Consider the following 18,877-nt stretch of genomic DNA (forward strand, 5'->3'; position numbering starts at 1 on the left):
TATCGGGGCGCCTCAGCGCGACAGATGTGGCATGACATGTGTGCCAAAAGTTTGAATTCCCGATGGAAGCAACGGCGGCATGATGTTGAACCCGTCAGCCGCCCCCACATCAACCCACGTCTGCATCGTCTCGGCCACATCGCGCCCTGTCCCGACCACCAACAAATGCCCGCGCCCCGCAGCAAAACGGGCGGCGAATTGGCGCAAAGTCATCCCTTCCCTCTCGGCTTGGGCAACCAACAGATGCGCCCGCGAGTTGCTAAACGTGATCTCTGACACGTCATTCGGGCCATAGGGCAACGGGCTATCGGGATCGAGATCCGCAAAGGACAGCCCCGTAAAGCGTTCGAGCTTGGGAAGGATATGCGCCATACCGATGAGCCGCGTCAGATCGGCCAGGTCTGCCTCTGCGGCCTGCTTCGTCTCTGCGACAAAAGGCACAAGACCGGGCAAGACACGGACAGCGTCGGGATGTCGCCCCGCCTCTATGGCCCCTTGACGCACTTGAGCGCGGAACGCTTTTGCGCCGTTGATGTCGGACTGGACCGTAAAGACCTGATCGGCGTGACGCGTCGCAAAGCGCAGTCCCGTTGGCGACGACCCTGCCTGCGCCAAGAGTGGTCGCGCATAGGGTGCGGGTGACAGATTGAGTGCGCCGTCGATCCGCCCGAAACCGCCCTCAAGCTGCACCTCTTTTGGGGCCATATCGAGCCATTGCCCCGTCGCTTTATCCGCCGTCCTATGGCTGTCATCCCATGCGGACCACAGCGATTGGACTGCGCTGACGACCTCTTCGGCAAGGTCGTAGCGCTCTCTCGTTGGAGGCATCTCAGGCCAACCGAACAACCGCGCCTCTTGCGGGTAGGACGAGGTGACGATGTTCCATCCCGCCCGCCCCCCGCTCAAATGGTTGAGCGTGAGAAGACGCCGCGCCAGATGAACAGGATGGTTGAAACTGGTCGACGCGGTGCCGATCAACCGCAAGCGATCCGTCACACCCGCAAGTGCCGCCAAGACCATAAGCGGATCAAGAGCCTCGGAGGGGTGCTGCTCTGGCCTGTCTTGAAGACACAGTATGTCACCGAGAAACACCCCATCAAACCCTGCCTCCTCCGCCAAACGGGCGCAGTCCACCCAATGCGACAGCTCAAGCGGAGCCGTGGCTCGCATGTTTGGACTGCGCCACGCAGCTTCGTGACTTCCGTGGCCGAACAGGACCGCGTTCAGGATCATTCAGTCATCCAACTCTGGTCGATCCAATCGGAAACATCCCCCGACCATGCCAAGGGCGCACCGTTGGCATCACGCAGCACGCCGCTCTCGAACAGGAACGCGGCCATCTCGGCCACCCGATCCGTGTCGATCTTGCCCACGGGGGTCTCGCCATCGCGCAGGTAACCACCATCAACGATGCTCTGCATGGAGCCGCGCACCAGTTCAGGGTTCGGAAATTCGCCCGTTGCGATCAAAAGCTCGGCCGCCTGCTGCGGATGATCTGCGGCCCATTCGTATCCCTTCTGTGTCGCCGTCATAAATGACGCCACCATGTCGGGATTGTCCTGCAACACCTCGGAGCGCGTGCCAATGTAGCCGTTCGGTTGATCGGGAATGCCATAATCAGCGTAGGAGAAGGAAGATTGCTCGCGGCCCAACAGCTCACTGTTCACACCTTCCCATGTTGCAACTTCAAGGGTGAAATCGACCTGACCTGCCGCAAGCGCTTCATAGGCCCCTGTGCCCAATGTCACCGTATCATAGGTCGGATCACCGCCGTCGTTGCGGATCATCGTGCCGATCAGCGCATCTTCCCATGCGCTGCCAAACCCCGCATAGGTTTTGCCCGACAGGTCCGCAGGGCGGGTGATGTCTGTATTATTGCTATTATAAACCAACCGCCCTGTTTCATGCTGCATCGTCGCCCAAAGTGCTGTGATGTCAGCCCCCGCGCCACGCGCGCTCATAAATCCAAGGGAGGTCATATAGGCGAAATCCGCTACACCCGCCGCCAACAAAGCGGTCGAACTTGTGTCGGAGTACGGCAGGATGTCCACCTCGAGTCCCGCCTGTTCAAAGTAGCCGTTGTCACGAGCAACGATCAGCCCGACGTGGTTTGTGTTCAAAATCCAATCGAGGGCGATGGTCACTTTGTCTTGGGCCTCGGCGGCGATTGGCAGCGTCAGGCAGGCGGTAAGCATAAGAGTGCGGAACATGAGTTTACGTCTCCAGAAGTAGGGTTTTTAGGGTTGTACGAATATCGGCCAGCGCAGCCTCATTGCGGCTTGCACGCGGTGTCGGGATGGGAATGTTGGCCAAAAGCGGACCTGAGCCAGCGGACATCACAAGGATGCGGTCGGCCATCTGTGTCGCTTCGTGAAGATCATGCGTGACCATAAACACGCCGCGCGGCGTCTCGGCCAAACGGGCGCAAAGCCAGCCCTGCATCCGCAACCGTGTCACCGCGTCCAAGGCTGAAAACGGCTCGTCCAAAAGAACAAAGCGGCTGTCTTGCACTATGGTGCGCAGAAAGGCCGCACGTTGGCGCATACCGCCCGAAATCTGTTCGGGATAGAGGTTTTCGCAGCCCGCAAGGCCGAAAGCCTCGAACTGCGCCACAACGGTTTCGCGGGCCGCTTTGGCAGGCACACCCGCCATTTCAAGCCCGAGCGCCGCATTGCCCGCAATGGTCAGCCAGGGGAACAAAGCGTCACTTTGCGGTTGATAAACAATGTCGGGATGCGGGCATTGGATGGGGGTGCCGTCGAGCGCCATTTTGCCCTGCGCGAAGATCTGCGGCGGCAAAATGCCCGCCAGATGTTTGAGGACCGACGTTTTGCCACATCCCGAGGGGCCGATCAGGCAAGTGATCTCCCCCACGGCGAGATCGCAGGCGAAATCCGTGACGAGCGTCCGCCCGTCCACATGCAACGTGAGAGCCTCAACGGACAGCATTGCGTCCTCCTTTATGGCCGTGTTCGGTGAGCCGCTCGATCAGGCGCAGCACAGCAAGAAGCGAAAGCGTCAGACAGGCGGACACCACGACAGCGGCCAAAACCAGATCCGCGCGAAAGCTGTTCTTGGCGGTCAGAATGTAAATACCCAAGCCCTGCCGCGCCCCTGCATATTCCGCGAAAATCGTCGCAACGATTGAATAGGTGGCCGAAATCCTCAGACCCGCGAAAAAGGACGCCCGCGCCATGGGCATGGTCGCGCGGCGAAAGATGCGCCACGGCCGCGCCCGCATGGAAACCAACAAATCCAGATAGGCCTGCGGCACCTGCGCATAACCCGACAACAAGCTGACAAGGATCGGAAAGAAGGTGACGAGAATGACCAACAAAACCTTGGGCAACAGACCGAACCCGAACCACAGGATCATCAGCGGAGCCAAAGCGACGAGCGGGATCGTCTGGCTTGCCACGAGGAGCGGCATCAAGCCACGTTGAAGCCACGGGCTAAAATGCAGCGCGACAGAGGCGGCAAAGGCGAACACAACCGAGGTCGAGAAGCCGAACGTCGCCACCCAGATGGTGCTGAGCGCATGTGGCCCGATCCGCTCGCGCTCGACAAAAAGCGAACGCAACACATGGCTCGGCGCGGGCAGCACAAGCGGCGACACAGCGGCCAGCGTGCAATAGAGTTGCCACGCCAGCAGAAGCGCAGACGCAAGTAGCACGGTCGGCAAAATATGACGCAAGGAATGCATGGGGGACTCCGAGCGCGAAGAGACGCGCAATGGGAGGTTTAGACGAGGCTCGGGCTGTTGGCCGAAGCTGTCAGATCAAGGGTGACATGGCCTTCGGCAGGACCGAACCGCAAGAATGCCTGCCGCACTGTCTCGAACACCGCCCCTGCATCGCCCCGCAGGCGGGTGCAGAAGTTTTTGGATTTCAAGAACGTGCCAGACCCCTTTAGAAAGTCGATGCAACCGTAGATTTCATCCATGTGCCGATCCTGTCCAAGCACATAGAGCGAGAACTGGATGTCGATCTGAACGCCCAATTCGGGGGCGGAGTGAACCGCCTCAAGCGCGAGCGCCTTGCGCTCCTCAAGAGATTGATCTTGCGCACGGGTCAGCGTCTCGCACCGGCAGGTTGGATCGTCAGGCTCGCCCGGACAGCCACGCGACAAGGTAACATGCATCGTGACGTGATCGGGCATCCGCGCGGTGGCGGCAAACAGATCACGGATCGCGTCGATCAACGGATCGGGCGCACCGACCATCAAGGTCGACATATCGTCGGTCTCGATGCGCAATTTGTTTTTGTATGGTGTGAGGGCGTCGAGCCCCGACATAATGACAGTCACAAAATCGGACGTCATTGGATAAAGTGACACTTGCGCGCCTATAAACATTTTCCCTCGCTCCGCCGGCATTATCCGGATCAGCTGTAAAGGGTTCACGCAGTCTCGCGCATCTCAGCTCTGGTCAGAGCACCCCTGGTTATGTGTCACGAGGTATAGGACTGGATGTCGCTGCCCGTCAAGTCGGCTTTTATGCGTTGTAGCCAATGAACTGGTTCGCATAATACGACGATGACCAAAGCCATGCGCCGCGTCGCTCATGGTTGCAATGTTCAGATTCTATTGAGACGCCAATCGGCAAAGAGGCGGGACTGCTCGGCAAATGGTTGCGTATCGCAGCCTGCAAACATCCCGTCTTGAGTGACGAGCACCGTACGCCAATTACGAGCTGCGGCGCCTAGAACATCAGTATGCAAGGTGTCTCCGCACATCGCGATCCGGATGGGCGCCACGCTAGGCAGTGACGCTTCAATCAAATCGTAAACTTCGGGAAATGGCTTTCCGAAGAAGCGAACGCACTCTGGGAGGGCATCGGCGATGCGATGGCCGAAATATCCCGGTTCCACGGAAAATCCGTCATCACGAGGAGCCGCGAGATCGGCGTTTGCGATCAACACCTGTCTAGGGTGGCGCTGAAGTGACGCTTCCAACATCTCCTGACGTGCGGATGTCCAGTCAGTGGTTGATAGAAACAACACCTGATCGACCGTGTCGTAGTCTTCGGCAGTGTCTTTCAGACGGGTTATGTTTTCTGGCAGATCGCTCAGATCATCGGCATCGGCGGAGATCACGCCCCAATGCCCTGCCCCCATGTTTTGAAGCGTGGCTTGCCGACTGGTGATGATCTCATCATCCTCGACCTTCAGTCCCAAGCGTTTGAACTTTGCAATGGCACCGTCATGATCATAGCTGGCCGCGTTGGTCAGGATGCGAATGGCGCACCCACGTTCACGGAGCTGATTCAAACGTCTATCCGCGCCAGGGATCAGTGTTTCGCCAACGTTCAATACACCAAAGGCATCGAACACAAAGGCGTCCACCTGATCGGCTATATCCAGTAGTGATTGGATTTCAGTCGTCTCACCTTGAGCAACGACTTGAGGTAATCTTTCACGGACGGCCTCATAGCGATCAAAAATCGTTTGCGTTGTTAGCATGCCACCCAGACGAGGTTCGCTATCAATCACGTGTCTGTTCCTTTTGTTGGAAATCGGCAGTTTGCATAGCGCGATGAACGCCGCACCGTCAGTCACACAACGGCGCGGCGCTCATCTGTTTTTACAGAAGTTTCTTGCGTAGCGTAGAAGAGATAACTTCACCCGCGATGACAAGTGCGAGGATCGTGAGCAAAACCATCGACACTTCTTGCCATTGGAAGGTATCAATCGCACCTTGCAGGATCACCCCGATACCACCTGCGCCAACAAGGCCGAGAACGGTGGATTCACGCAGGTTGATGTCCCAACGCAAGATGCTGATCGCAAAGAAGGCGGGCATCACTTGCGGGACAATCCCGTACATCACAACCTTGAACCTTGACGCACCGCACGCCTCAAGCGCCTCAACCGGAGCAGGGTCGATTTCTTCAATCGCCTCCCCCAACAATTTGCCAAGGAAACCGATGGACCGGAACATGATTGCGATGATCCCAGCGATGATCCCTGGCCCAAAGATAGCCACGAACAACAGCGCCCAGATGATTGTGTTGACGGAACGCGACGACACCAGGATGAAACGGCCAAGCCAAAGGAAAACGACATTCGGGGTCGTGTTCTGCGCCGAGATATAAGCAACGGGCAAAGACAGCACGATGGCAAACATCGTCGCAATCGTCGCGATGTTAATCGTTTGCCACGTGGCCTCCAGGATGGAAGGCAAGTTGGTCGGATCAGGTGGCACCATACGTGCGAACAGATCGGCCAACTGAAATGGCGCATCCCAGACCCATTCCCAAATCACATTGATGCTGCCCAAAGCCCAGACGACGACCAAGGTCACGGTCAGCAATCCCACATAGCGTTTCATACGTTGTGCGGGCGTAAACCGCGCCCATTCGTGTGTGAGGTTCTGTGTCATGTCATCCGCTTTCTGATCATACCGCTAACGGCTTCGGAAATCAGGATCGCGCCGACGATGACCATTGTGATGGCAAGCGCGAAATCGTAATCGTAGCGCCCAAACGCATTGGCAAGGGTTGCCCCGATGCCACCCGCACCGACGATACCAACAACAGCCGAGGCCCGCAGGTTACTATCAAGCTGATAGATCCCAAGCCCAACCAAACGTGGCATGATCTGCGGCAGGATTGCGTAGATCATCGTACTGTAAAACGGCGCACCGACGGACCGCATGGCTTCAACCTGTCCGAAGTCAATTTCTTCGATCCGTTCGGCGAGCAGCTTGGCCACGAACCCGATGGAATAGATCGTCAGCGTCAGTGCCCCTGCCAAAGGACCGAACCCCACGGCTTTCACAAAGATAATTGCAACGATCACGGGGTGGAAGCTGCGCGCGAGAATGAAGGTCGCACGCCCCAGAAGATAGACGGGCTTGGGTGAGATATTGCGAGCCGACATGAACGCCAACGGCACGGACAAGATCATTCCAAGGGTCGTCGCAAGAATCGCGATTTTCAGACTCTCCATGAAACCCGAGATCAGGAGGCCAGACCGATCAAAGCTGGGCGGAAAAGCACCATTAAAAATGCGCGCGGCACGTGTCATCCCTTGTGACGTGCGCTCCCAATCAATTGGCAAGGTTGCAATTGTCCCGATCACATAGACGGCGACGGCGATGTAGACCCCCCATCTGAGAACGGGAGATTTGATAAACGGCTGTTTGCGCCAAACTGTTCGGGTGGTCATGCGACTGCACCCATTTCCTGACGATCCTCCGATGGCGTACCTGCGTAGATTTCGTCCATCTGCGCCGCATCGAGCGCGGTTGGTTTATCGTCAAAAATGATCCGCCCGTACCGCATGCCAACGATCCGGTCACTATACTCTTTAGCCTCGGTCACGTTGTGAATGTTAATGATGACAGGCAGGTTCAGTTCTCGCGCAAGGTCGCGCAACAAAGACATGATTTGTTCGGATGTTTTGGGGTCAAGCGACGCCGTAGGTTCATCCGCAAGCAAAATTTCTGGACGTTGCATCAAGGCACGTACAACGCCAACGCGTTGACGTTCGCCACCCGACAACTCGTCTGCCCGCTTGTCAGCATATTGCGCAATGCCCACGCGTTCCATCAATTCGAACGCGCGTTCAATATCTTCGGCAGGATAGCGGCGTGTCACAGCGGCCCATGTCGAGATGTAGCCCAACCGTCCGGACTGGACGTTTTCCATGACACTCAAACGGTCCACCAGATTAAAGCTCTGAAATACCATGCCAACCCGACGACGCGCTTTACGCAATTCTTTTGCACTTAGTGTCGTGAAATCAGTGCCATTGAGTGTGATACTGCCGGATGTCGGTTCGACCAGACGGTTTACGCAACGCAATAGCGTACTTTTACCGGCACCAGACGATCCGATGATCGACATTAACTGTTCGCCTTGAACCGAAAGGTTCAAATCCTTCAAGACAGGCGCACCTTTCCCGTATCTTTTCACGAGATTCTTAATTTCTAGCATGTTGCCTCTCAAACGTGCGAGCGGCTCCGACCAAGAGATCGGAGCCGCATTCTGCGGGGGGAGGGTTAATTGGCTGCGAGGCCTTGAGGTGTGTATTCAACGCCGTTGGACGCTTGAATCTCACGAATGACAGCCCATTGATCCTTATAGGTAATCGGGATGAATTTGCTGACGCCTTCGAACTCGTCACCAAGAGCGGTGCCTTCGAATTCAAACGTAAAGAAGGCTTCCTGGATTTTCGCTGCAAGCGCAGGCTCTAGATCGTGAGCCAGTGTGAAAGACGTTGTCGGGAATGGGTCGCTTTCCCAAATCTTGCGCACGTCTGCCGGATCATAAAGACCCCGCTCTGCCATACGATCCACAACTTCAGACGCAACAGGAGCTGCATCGTAATCACCTGCGACAACACCCAACATGGACTGGTCATGTGAGCCGGAATAGACCACTTCATAATCTTCATCAGGGATCACACCAAGGCCTGGGAACAACGCGCGTGGCGCTTGGTTGCCTGAGTTTGACGTGGGCGATGTGTGTGCGACGCGTTTACCCGCGAGATCAGAGACCTCTTTGATATCGCTATCCGCTTGGGTGAACACCTGAAGACGGTAGCCGAACTGTCCATCTTCTGCGCCCATGATTGCAAAAGGCACAGCACCAGCAAGGTTCACCGCAAAGGGTGTTGGACCCGTCGAGAAGCCTGCAATGTGCAAACGACCCGAGCGCATGGCTTCGACCTCAGCCGAGTTGGATTGCACCGCAAAGAACTGCACATCTTTGCCTGTTACGTCTTCAAGGTGGGCAATAAACGGCGCCCAGATATCAGCGTAGACAGCCGGATCTTCGACCGGTGTATATGCAAATACCAATGTATTCGGATCGTTCAGCTCGGCTGGATCGGTGGGGGTATCAGCCACCAAATCACCGTTCGCATCGCAGTAAAGCGCATCCAACGCCCCGCGCTCTGCACAGTCTTGAGCGCTCGCGGCAGCAACGCTACCGAGCACCATAAGGCTTGCAGCCACGGCTGCATTTGTCACTTTGAAAGTCATGTAATTCTCCCTAAAATTGATCGCGCTCCTCTGGCAGTGTCCTCCAAAACGCTACCACGCGACGTCCCTAGCCTAAGAGCATCAATGCCCCGAGCGCGAGGCTGGCTGTGTTAACCGACCGTTACGGCGGACGGATTTAATGTTAACAATATTACAGACAGGCCCCACCCACCGTCTTTCTCTTTAAACCTAGGGCAAACTAGGACAAAAATTGACATAGCGCTGTATCGGGGAGGATCAGGGTGACACTCGAAAACCAAAACCAGAACCAGACACCGCCAGTTATCGCGATTGTCGATGATGATCACGAGGTACGAGAAACCCTGTGCGAACTGTTGAGCAGCAGTGGATTTACACCAATCGCCTGCGAAAGCAGCGCCGATTTCTTGGCACTTGGCGAACCGCCCGCTGTTGATCTGGCAATCATTGATCTGCGTTTGCGTGGAGAATCCGGTCTGGATCTGGCCGTCCAGATCGGAGCGCGATATGCGTTGCCGATAGTTATGTTGACGGGTGTCGGGGACGAAATCGACAAAATCATCGGCCTCGAAACAGGCGCGGATGATTATCTGATGAAGCCGTTCAACCCACGCGAATTGGTCGCCCGCATTCGTTCGGTGCTGCGCCGATACGGGCATGGCGTGAACCGCGCACCATCGTTGCCAGAGCACACAATTGCCTTTGGAACCAAACAGATCGATTTGCAAAGCCGCATCTTGCTGGACCAATCAGGCCATGAAATTCCACTGACAAACGGGGAATATCGCCTTTTGGAATATCTTGCGCGCAATCCGTCGCGGGTGATCTCGAGGCCGGAACTCCTATCCGAACTGGGCTCCGACATGGAGCGCTATGTCGATCGTACCATTGATGTCCTCATTTTGCGTTTGCGCCGTAAAATTGAGGACACTCCGTCCAAACCCGTACACCTGCAAACACGACGCTCGCAGGGATATTTCTTCAAGCTGGACGCGGGATAACGCGGTGTTGTCTTTCCTTCGATCCATGAGCGTCAAAGCGCGGCTTTCCATCGCCATCCTGACCCTGTGCGCGGTCACGTTGGTCATTGCGGTTGTCAGCCTCTTAATGCTGCGAAACGCCGAAAACTGGCTCGATACGATCCATCGGGACACATTGTCTGAAGTGTCCCAAGCGTTGGACTTGTCGCGGAACGCGGCAGACCTCGCGACAGCCGCTCCGTTTTTATTGACGGTTCAGGTGCCCTACCAACGTCAGGTGGATGCAGGTGAGATTTTGCAGACCATTGATCGCCTCGACAGCCTGTCGGAGGGCAAAGACGACCTTGCCTTGCCTCTTGCTCGGGTGCGCGTAGCCATTGCCAACCTACTGCGTGTGTCCTCTCCTCAAAGCGCCCTGCAAGCCGAAATCGCGAAAATGGATACGGAACTTGCACGCCTACAGGACAGGTTTCAACGCCAAGCCAATTCAACAGATGCCACGCTAGACGACCGCTTGACCTGGGCCGCGCTCGGACGCCTTGCCAGCGAGGCGCGCAGCGTAACCCGTGCGAAGGAAATTTTGGAGGTGGGCGAGATTAACCGCCACTTTACGCAAATTCGTGCGGCCATGCCTTCTAGCCCCATCGCAGAGCGCGGAATACAGGATATTGACGCCATTTTAATGAGCCATCCTGACGACCTGTTTCAACTGAAGTATCACTCCTTGACGGCAGCACTTGATGCCGAGAATGCACTGTTTCGGATACGCCAACTGTCGAGCGATATCAGCGACTATGCGGCCCTACGGGTTGAGGCCGCACAGGAACGTTTGCGCGCGGCGCGGATGCAGACCTCCCGCAATTTGAAACTGGCGCAGACCGGCGTTGCGCTACTAGCGCTCTTTAGCGCCTGCGTCGCAATCATCTCGGCGCTGTTCGTCTCCCGCTATGTGACGCGAAACCTGCGCCTGATTGCAGACGGGATGCATCAACTTGCGTCCGGCGACCACACCGTGACATTGCCGTACAAAGACAAATCCCAAGATGAAATCGGCCGGTTGTTTCACGCTTTCGGCGTGTTTCGCTCCAATGCGCAGAAACTTGATCGAAGAGCCGCACAGATCACGCGTCAAAACACTCTGTTTTCCAGTGTGTTTCGCAGCATCAAAGACGGTGTTGCGATCCTCACACCCGAGGGCTTTATCGAAGCTGAGAATGATAACGTGCGGGCGCTCTTACATATTCCGCGCGACGCCGACACTCCGGCCCAAACAATGCAAGACCTCTTGGCTCTATCGGCCTTTCGCCGTCAAAATGGCGCCGATGACCGCGGTGGCTTCGATGAGTATACAAACCCGATGGGCGACGTTATCGAAGTGCGTTCGTCAAAACTGCCTGATGGTCGATCCGTTTGGCTTTTGTCGGAAACAACCGAGCGCAAGCGCATTGAGGACCGACTCGAAGAAATTCGTCGCGTTGAAGCCCTCGGCAAGGTCACTGGCGAAGTGGCGCATGATTTCGGGAATATCCTTTCGACTATTTCCGGCAACCTTCACCTGTTGGAAACCGCAAACGCAGCCGCAGCCCCGACCCGTCTCAGGCGGATCAGAACGGCCGTCGATTTAGGCGTGTCTCTCACCGAACGTTTGGTCGCATTCGCTCGCAAACAACACCTTGAACCAGAAGTCGTAGATGTTGGCTCTCTGGTTGAAGGGATGCAAGACCTACTGGACATCGCCCTGCCCCAAACCGTCAAACTGCATCTGGATCTCGGCGACCTCGCCTTGCACGTCACTCTCGACCCGGGCCAGTTTGAAAGTGCGCTCCTGAACGTCTGCATGAACGCCGCGCAAGCCCCCGCCGATGCTGAGAACATCTGGATCAGTCTCTCCGAGCAGGACGGGCAAGCGGTTCTCTCCATCAAAGATGATGGGGCAGGTATGTCGGAAGAGACCCGCCGCCATGCCTTTGAACCCTTCTTTTCGGCCCGTCCCAATGGCGAAGGCACAGGGCTAGGCCTGTCGATGGTCTATGGATTTGTCACCCAATCCGGCGGCAGCTTGGATATCCGCTCCGCGATATCACAAGGCACAACGATCCTGATCCGGTTTCCCATCTCGAAAGCGCCACCTCAAACGCCGTCGAAGAGGCCATTCACAGGCACAGCCTTGGTGGTTGACGACAATCCCGACACGGCTGCGTCGTTACAGACCGCACTCGCATCGCTCGGGTACGACACCTTGGTCGCGACCAGTTTCTCGCAAGCACGAACCACCATCACACACAGACCCGACATTACCCTATTGGTGTCCGATCTTAATCTCGACCATGGCCAGTCAGGGCTCATTTTGATCAATGCCCTTCTGGAACAAAACCCGCAGTCCTGCGCCATATTGATGTCATCGCGCCTGCCAGTCGGAGCCCCCGTTCTCAAAGAGTATCGCAGCCGTTTCGCAATGCTCACAAAACCCGTCGCCAAAGATGATCTCTTCGACGCAATTTCCGAAAAACGCGGGGAATAGCGGATGACTATGGCACCGTATCATCAGACACGCCTCCCCTAGGCCAATCGCGCCGGTTAGTCACTCAACCTTTCGCGCATGGATTTCGCCAACCAAGGCGGCGGTTCTGTCGAGGGTGTGCGCGAGGGTGTGGATGTTTCGTTTGTGGTAAAGATGCTCGACAGAAGCGCCAGAGCGATTGAACCTTCCGCCTGTGTTGAGTTGTCCCGCCCCATCGTAAAGAGGATGCGCATCAGATGGTCGCGCTGTTCTCCGGTCGGCAAATGAAAACTGACCTCGATCTGAAGCCCTTTGTGTTTGATGACGTTTGCAGCGATAGACCCAATCTCGGGAATGTCGACTAGCAGCCATCTGATATTGGGTGGAACCTGAGTTTCGTCTTGGAGTCCGATCCGCGCCCCGGCCAAGGACAGTGTTTCAACCTGTGCGGTGAGGGACTCGTTGGCTTTGGTTGCAATTGTGCAGGGCTGATTGAATTCAAACCGTTCTTCGCGCTGCTCTGTATGCGGGGAAACAGCAACGGCCTGAACGATGGAAAGCAATATCATGCTAATGACCGTCCAGAAGGCAAGTATGGGGATTTGCCCGTTATCCAGAACAATTCGACTATCAATATCCGAATTCACATAAAGGCCCAAAGCAGCGACCAAAATGAGGGCAATCGGCCAAAAGATCATTGTACGGTCGATCCCCCCGCCACCTGCCGCGCTGCCTTTCGGAGTGACTTGGAAGGCATGTCCATGTGGTTTGATGAGAGTGGTGATGACGGTGGGCAGGATACGCGGCGCGTGGAGCGCTGAATGCACTGTTGAGGCCAACGGGAAGAAGGATTTCGGAGCAACCAACCGCAACGTCGCCAATGTCGCGAGCATAGCGGGGACTTGTAACGAGAGTATTTCCTGCGCGCTTGCGGTGGCAAGTGGCGACCATCCTGTCCACAGGCAGATGATGGGGGTCAGGATGGTTGCAATCACCATGAAGGGTTGCACGATCCACGTCAGGGGCAGAAACATCAGGCGATGCCGTAGTTTCAGGCCAGGCCCCAACGGGCCGTCGCGCAGGTAAAGCATTTGAATGGCCCCACGCGCCCAACGGGCACGTTGGACATACATTGCCGAAAGCGACTCTGGCGCAAGGCCTACAGCAAGACGTTCATTGAGATAGCGCGTCACATATCCCTTACGCAGAAGTGCCAGCGTGAGCAGCATGTCCTCGGTGATCGACCCTGTCGGCAGGCCTCCTCCGATGGCCTCCATCGCTGTGCGGCGTGTGATTGAGTTCGAGCCACAACAAAATGCAGCATCCCAACCGTCACGACCAACCATGATTGCATCAAAAAAGAGCCGCTGGTCGTCGGGCATCACCTTGCGCAAACCGAGGTTGTTTTGCATCGGATCTGCATTGTAAAAATTATGGGGGATTTGGACGATGCCAACCCTCTCATCTTCGAAAAGACCCATAGCGCGATAGAGAAAGTTTTGTTGCGGGACGAAATCCGCGTCGAGGACCATGAAATACGGGTTTTCAGTCCGCGCTATCGCTGCGTTGATATTCCCCGCCTTCGCATGGTCGTTGTTGTCACGCGTGAAGTATTCGATGCTCTTTTGTGCGCAATACGATTTGAGCCAATCCCGTTTACCATCATCCAGAACGTAGACGGTAAAACGATCTTTGGGCCAATCAAGAGCGATGGCCCCCGCAATCGTTTTTTCGAGCACTTCGAGATCTTCGTTGTAGGTTGCAATAAAAATATCGACCTTGGGCAGGTCACGCGGGTTTGTTTGGCGAAGTCTCGTCTCGCCCGCCGTGGCTGCATCGGTATTGTACCGCCTGCGTGACAGCATCAAAAACAGGACCGCCGTATCGAACCATATAAGCGATTCAACAACGATCAAGAACCACGCGAAGGTCGCCTCGGCCCATCCTGTCCCTGGCACAGGTAGGGTCTCTGTAAAACGCCACATAAGATAACGAACGATCACAGCTAAAGTCGCTAGAAACAACACCCTGACTGCGAAGGGGCGCATTTTGGTTCCCGACATCCATCGCCGTGGTATGAGCAAGGCCAAAGCCACGACCAACGCAATTGGGACAAGAAAATCTGGCATGATTTACTCCGTTGCTATCGGAGCAGTCTTCTCGCCAGACGTCAGTGCCGGACTGGTGGGATCATGGCCGCCTAACCCCTCGAACAGGCGTGAAATGCGCGACAAGAGGCTGTCTTGGTGCAGTTCAAAGCGCACATCGGCGGTTCGCCCGACATCGCAGAATGACCCTGCGGCCATTGCATCGTTCAAATCTGCCTCCCCAAGCCCGACAATGACCCTGAACCCGTCATTTGTTTCAATCCTTGGGCTGGCGGCTTGCATGTCGCGGTTCGGGCGTGCTCCACTGCCGTAGGCCGCGAGGACTTGAGCGGTGAACCGTTCTGTCGATCCTTTGAGTTGAACCGTTGCAGTGGTGCCCGTCGGAATGTTCTCAAAATGCCGCTCAGGCAATTGGACCTCAAGGAAACGTCGTGAGCAATCGAGAACCTTCGCGACGTTTTCACCAACTGCTACAGTGGCACCCTCACGGGCAGACGCTTCCCAGATGATCCCCGATGTTGTCACCTTGGGGCTAAATCGCTCTTGGCGCATGGCCTCTATGCTTAATGTCGAAATCTGATTTTTGAGGCCTGCGCGTTGTGCCTGCCGTTCGAGCAACTGCGCATTAATATCTGCGAGGCGCACATCAATTTCATTCAAGCGGTATTCAATTTGCTCAAACCCGTTGGCCGTCAAATCAATCCCCATCTCGCCATCGAGCGTGTCACGCTCAATTTGCAGCTGATTAAACGCGGCCTGTTGCTGAGCCAGATCGGCTTGGGCTGCGGAGAGCTCTGTCTCGGCATCCAACGCAACGGTCTGGGTCGTGGAGCCGCTCTTCACCAGTTGCTCTATGCGCTGCATGTTTCTCTGCGCCTTCAAGACAGCAGTGTTCGCGCGGCTGATATTGGCTTTAGCTTCTTCGAGACGTGGAACGAACCATGCCGTCCGCGCGGCGACAAGCGCGTCTCGCCGATCAATGAGATTGGCACGTAAACTGGCCAAATCGCGCATCTGCTTTTCCATGCCGACGATCTCGCCGTTGAGAGAGCCGAGCCTCGTCTGTGCATTTTGCAGTGTGCCGCGTTGACTACGCGAGTTTTTTAATTCGATGAGTGTTTCACCTGTTTCCACAATTGCAGAAACAGGCTTGGTCGGTTGGGCAATAATTCCACTGAACGGCGCACTGATGTTGATTAAGGGTGCGTTCACGACTGCGGATGTCGACACGTAACTGGTCGCATAGGGGGCAACCGTAAAGCCCACCACAACCAGAAGAATTGTCGCTATGAGAACACGGAGTAGAGTAATTGGCATTTGTAGCCCCTTCTTGGCAGCAACACGAAGTATGTCGGAATCTCCATATTCTACCTTAGATTGTGCGGCGCGATCTTCCAGTATTTTTATGGTTGAGACATCCTTTCATTCTATTCTGTCATTACTGGGGCACATGTGACCGCATTTAACGCAAAAATTTTGGGCACGCCTTCGTTCGCTAGATATCGGCTGAACTAGCGGGGCGGATGTACAGATTGGGTTTCGCTTGGATCAATGCCTCCGGCCACCTGCGATCGCGCGACATATTTGGTCCAACCTGCCTGTGAAAGCGATACCTCAGGGTGCTGTCCAATCGACAAAAACCGCTCTCGCCTGTGCGGTCTGTATTTGACCTACCAAAGCTTCGAGACGCTTGGCTTTACCAAGATATACAGGCCTTCAAAGTCCCAAACTTTTTAGGCATGTGCCTGTATGGAGCTTTTCATGTGGCTTGAGAGACCGAAGTTGGGAATCACTTAAAGGCATCTGGGGGCCTCGCACTTTTCACAAAATCACGAAGCCCCCAAAAAGCCCCCCAATACTGGGGGCTTCCTTCGGACAGCACAAAACGCTATCGGACAAAGGAACATCGCAAAACCCTTATAACAAAGGGCTTATCGCATGTCTTTGGATGTTTTCGGATGGTGAAATGGTGCCCCCACACGGACTCGAACCGCGGACCTACTGATTACAAATCAGTTGCTCTACCAGCTGAGCTATAGGGGCACTGGGGGACCGTTTAGAGAGTCATTCTTTAGGGTGCAAGTCAAAATTTAGCATCACGTGTGCTTGTTTTATGACCTGCGCCGATGAGCCGTCGATTGCGACCTCGATGAGGTCGGTTTCAGTCGCATCCGGACCTTCAAGATCGGCAAACTGACTGTCGAGCAGGGTCGGCGGCATGTAGTGGTCGGTGCGCGCTGACATGCGCTCATAGATCAAGTCACGGTCCCCTGTGAGCATCACAAATCGACACCCGCCCGTCTGGGCGCGCAGCAGGTCACGATAGGCGCGCTTGAGGGCGGAGCAACTGATCACGGCGCCCCCTGCCCTGCTGGCCTTTTCCACGGCAGAGGCGGCAAGGTTGCGCAACCACGGCCACCGCATCTCGTCGGTCAGTGGCGTTCCTGCCGCCATTGCGGCGACGTTCTCTGCGGGGTGATATTCATCGCCCTCAAGAAACGGATAGCCTGTGGTCTCGGCAAGGGCTTTGGCGACAGTGGATTTACCGCATCCTGAGACGCCTGCAACGATGATGATGTCGAGTGTACGCATGGGGTCCCTATGTCAGATCGGAGGCGCTTTCAGAGCGCGCCATGAGAATGACAGCGATCAGGCCCACAGCAACAACCAAGAGGGCGGCGGGAGAGGCTTGTTCAAGCTGCTCAAGCGAGGCCTTTTCATGCACGCGGGTGGCAAGCGTGTTGTAGTTGAACGGGCGCAGCAAAAGCGTCGCAGGGAGTTCTTTGACGCAATCCACAAACACCAGCAAAAGAGCCGTGCCGACCGAGCCGCGAATAAGCGGCACGTAGACGCGGCGTAGCGTGCCCGACAGGCTTTGCCCTAATGATCGCGCGGCCATTGGCAACGAGGGGGCGACACGGCCCATCGCAGCGTCTGCGGCCCCTTGGGCAATCGCGAAAAAGCGCACGACATAGGCCAGAATGATGGCAAAGGACGAGCCTGTGAGGAGCAAGCCGATGTCGCGCCCAGTGAAGCGCTCCCACGCATCCGCAATGATGTGATCAAGTCCCGCCATCGGAATCAGAATGCCAATGCCCAACACGGCCCCGGGGGCGGCATAGCCAAGAGTGGTGAAGGGCAAGAGCAGTTTGGGCAATTTGCGTCCCGTGAGGCGCACGCCGTAGACCATAAACAGGGCGGCGGTGACGGTGATAATCGCAGCGAGGCCCGCAACGGTGAGAGTATTTTTGAGCGCGGACAGCAAGCCCGGAGCAGCCCATTGTTCGGGCTCGCCCATCGCGTGGACACCAATCACCCCGATGGGCAGAACAAAGCCCACGAGGAAGGGTATGGCGCAAAGTGCGAGGGCAACGATCCCGCGCAGACCAGTGAGGCGGATCGGCATAATGGGGCGCGGATGACGGGCCCCCGCATGGAAACGCGCCTTACCGCGTGAGGATTTCTCGAGGGCCACCAACAAGAACACCACAAGCAACACCACAGAAGCGATCTGCGCCGCGCCGCCGGCATTTCCGCCCTCAAGCCATGTGGAGAAGATACCCGTGGTAAGGGTCTGCACGGCAAAATAGGACACGGTGCCATAATCCGACACAGTTTCCATCATCACAATCGCGGTGCCTGCGGCAATGGCGGGACGTGTCATCGGCAGGCCAACACGCCAGAACCGTGCAAACGGCCCCGCGCCCAAGGCACGCGCCGTCTCGTAAACCGATCCCGATTGTTCGCGGAATGCCGAGCGGGCCATGAGGAAGACATAAGGGGTCAGAGCCGCAGCCAAGACGATAATCGCGGACCCGATGGAGCGAATTTCGGGGAAATAATAATCGCGCGAAGATTGCCACCCGAACACGGTACGCATGGCGGTTTGCACGGGCCCTGCGTATTCGAAGAAATCGACCAACGCGTAAGCCCCCACATAGGCGGGGATGGCCAGAGGCAAAAGCAAAAGCCATTCCATCACGCGGCTGAGCGGGAAACGATACATGGTAACGAGCCACGCGGCCCCTGTGCCGACACAGGCAGCCAAAAGCGCCACGCCAAGCGTCAACACCGCCGTCGTGCCAACATAGCGCGGCAAGGTTGTGGACAGCAGGTGCGGCCAGATATTGTCGGTCGGATGCAGCGCAATCCACACCACGGCGATCAACGGCATCAAGACCACAGCGGCAATCAGAACTGCGCCAACAGACCACGGCTCTGCCCGCCGTACACGGCGCAATTTGGGGGCCGCATTCTCGGGGGCGGACGGTAATTGAGTGATTTGGTCGGTCATTTCGCCCCACCGCATACGCGAAACATGTTTC

17 protein-coding genes, 1 tRNA gene and 1 riboswitch are annotated in these 18,877 nt (G+C 56.3%); of the genes, 2 read left to right on the forward strand and 16 right to left on the reverse strand.

All coding sequences use genetic code 11. The annotated features are described in order from the left end of the window. Positions 1–12 precede the first annotated feature (12 nt). From ACN0TS_RS09615 to phnD, 10 genes are all read right to left on the reverse strand, one after another. The gene (locus ACN0TS_RS09615; RefSeq protein ID WP_417259139.1) at positions 13–1,233 is read right to left on the reverse strand and encodes an NtaA/DmoA family FMN-dependent monooxygenase; all 1,221 of its coding nucleotides are present in this window, start codon (positions 1,231–1,233) and stop codon (positions 13–15) included. After that, positions 1,230–2,210, reverse strand: coding sequence for an ABC transporter substrate-binding protein (locus ACN0TS_RS09620; protein ID WP_417259140.1), 981 nt, complete (start codon positions 2,208–2,210; stop codon positions 1,230–1,232). The genes ACN0TS_RS09615 and ACN0TS_RS09620 overlap by 4 nt, the downstream gene beginning before the upstream one ends. 4 nt (positions 2,211–2,214) lie before the next feature. Further along, positions 2,215–2,949 (reverse strand): ABC transporter ATP-binding protein, encoded by a 735-nt coding sequence (locus tag ACN0TS_RS09625; RefSeq protein ID WP_417259141.1) that lies wholly within the window; start codon positions 2,947–2,949, stop codon positions 2,215–2,217. Next, a complete protein-coding gene (locus tag ACN0TS_RS09630; protein ID WP_417259142.1) occupies positions 2,936–3,703 on the reverse strand; it encodes an ABC transporter permease in 768 nt (255 codons plus the stop codon). Before ACN0TS_RS09630 ends, ACN0TS_RS09625 begins: the two co-directional genes overlap by 14 nt. Before the next feature lie 38 nt (positions 3,704–3,741). After that, positions 3,742–4,335, reverse strand: a complete 594-nt coding sequence (locus tag ACN0TS_RS09635) for a YkoF family thiamine/hydroxymethylpyrimidine-binding protein (protein ID WP_417259143.1) — start codon at positions 4,333–4,335, stop codon at positions 3,742–3,744. 7 nt (positions 4,336–4,342) lie between these two features. Further along, a riboswitch (TPP riboswitch) is annotated at positions 4,343–4,449 on the reverse strand. A gap of 125 nt (positions 4,450–4,574) precedes the next feature. Further along, entirely contained in the window at positions 4,575–5,459 is an 885-nt protein-coding gene (locus tag ACN0TS_RS09640) for an HAD-IIA family hydrolase (protein ID WP_417259371.1), read from the reverse strand. Between the two features lie 121 nt (positions 5,460–5,580). Continuing rightward, a complete protein-coding gene (phnE, locus tag ACN0TS_RS09645; protein ID WP_417259144.1) occupies positions 5,581–6,378 on the reverse strand; it encodes a phosphonate ABC transporter, permease protein PhnE in 798 nt (265 codons plus the stop codon). Then, a complete protein-coding gene (phnE, locus tag ACN0TS_RS09650; protein ID WP_417259145.1) occupies positions 6,375–7,166 on the reverse strand; it encodes a phosphonate ABC transporter, permease protein PhnE in 792 nt (263 codons plus the stop codon). The genes phnE (ACN0TS_RS09645) and phnE (ACN0TS_RS09650) overlap by 4 nt, the downstream gene beginning before the upstream one ends. Further along, positions 7,163–7,936: a phosphonate ABC transporter ATP-binding protein gene (gene phnC / locus ACN0TS_RS09655; protein WP_417259146.1), complete on the reverse strand. Its 774-nt coding sequence runs from the start codon at positions 7,934–7,936 to the stop codon at positions 7,163–7,165. Before phnC ends, phnE (ACN0TS_RS09650) begins: the two co-directional genes overlap by 4 nt. A 65-nt stretch (positions 7,937–8,001) precedes the next feature. Next, positions 8,002–8,985: a phosphate/phosphite/phosphonate ABC transporter substrate-binding protein gene (phnD, locus tag ACN0TS_RS09660; RefSeq protein ID WP_417259147.1), complete on the reverse strand. Its 984-nt coding sequence runs from the start codon at positions 8,983–8,985 to the stop codon at positions 8,002–8,004. Between the two features lie 242 nt (positions 8,986–9,227). Here phnD and ACN0TS_RS09665 point away from each other — a divergent pair, with 242 nt between their 5' ends. Together ACN0TS_RS09665 and ACN0TS_RS09670 are read left to right on the forward strand one after the other, a co-directional pair. Further along, positions 9,228–9,965, forward strand: a complete 738-nt coding sequence (locus ACN0TS_RS09665) for a response regulator (protein ID WP_417259148.1) — start codon at positions 9,228–9,230, stop codon at positions 9,963–9,965. 4 nt (positions 9,966–9,969) lie between these two features. Then, positions 9,970–12,465: an ATP-binding protein gene (locus tag ACN0TS_RS09670; RefSeq protein ID WP_417259149.1), complete on the forward strand. Its 2,496-nt coding sequence runs from the start codon at positions 9,970–9,972 to the stop codon at positions 12,463–12,465. Between the two features lie 56 nt (positions 12,466–12,521). Here ACN0TS_RS09670 and ACN0TS_RS09675 read toward each other — a convergent pair whose 3' ends face one another. The 6 genes from ACN0TS_RS09675 to ACN0TS_RS09700 all read right to left on the reverse strand — a co-directional run bounded on the left by ACN0TS_RS09675 (position 12,522) and on the right by ACN0TS_RS09700 (position 18,846). Then, positions 12,522–14,573: a glycosyltransferase gene (locus ACN0TS_RS09675; protein ID WP_417259150.1), complete on the reverse strand. Its 2,052-nt coding sequence runs from the start codon at positions 14,571–14,573 to the stop codon at positions 12,522–12,524. A 3-nt stretch (positions 14,574–14,576) separates the two neighbouring features. Beyond that, positions 14,577–15,869 carry an HlyD family secretion protein gene (locus ACN0TS_RS09680; RefSeq protein WP_417259151.1) on the reverse strand — a complete coding sequence of 431 codons (1,293 nt, stop codon included), beginning with the start codon at positions 15,867–15,869 and terminating at the stop codon, positions 14,577–14,579. 194 nt (positions 15,870–16,063) lie between these two features. After that, positions 16,064–16,189 carry a hypothetical protein gene (locus tag ACN0TS_RS09685; protein WP_417259152.1) on the reverse strand — a complete coding sequence of 42 codons (126 nt, stop codon included), beginning with the start codon at positions 16,187–16,189 and terminating at the stop codon, positions 16,064–16,066. A 330-nt stretch (positions 16,190–16,519) separates the two neighbouring features. Beyond that, positions 16,520–16,595, reverse strand: a tRNA-Thr gene (locus tag ACN0TS_RS09690). Positions 16,596–16,616: 21 nt separating this feature from the next. Further along, positions 16,617–17,144: a gluconokinase gene (locus ACN0TS_RS09695; protein ID WP_417259153.1), complete on the reverse strand. Its 528-nt coding sequence runs from the start codon at positions 17,142–17,144 to the stop codon at positions 16,617–16,619. A 7-nt stretch (positions 17,145–17,151) separates the two neighbouring features. Then, positions 17,152–18,846, reverse strand: coding sequence for an ABC transporter permease (locus tag ACN0TS_RS09700; RefSeq protein WP_417259154.1), 1,695 nt, complete (start codon positions 18,844–18,846; stop codon positions 17,152–17,154). Positions 18,847–18,877 lie beyond the last annotated feature (31 nt).

The organism is Celeribacter sp., assembly GCF_048266405.1.
In the GTDB taxonomy this organism is placed as follows: domain Bacteria; phylum Pseudomonadota; class Alphaproteobacteria; order Rhodobacterales; family Rhodobacteraceae; genus Celeribacter.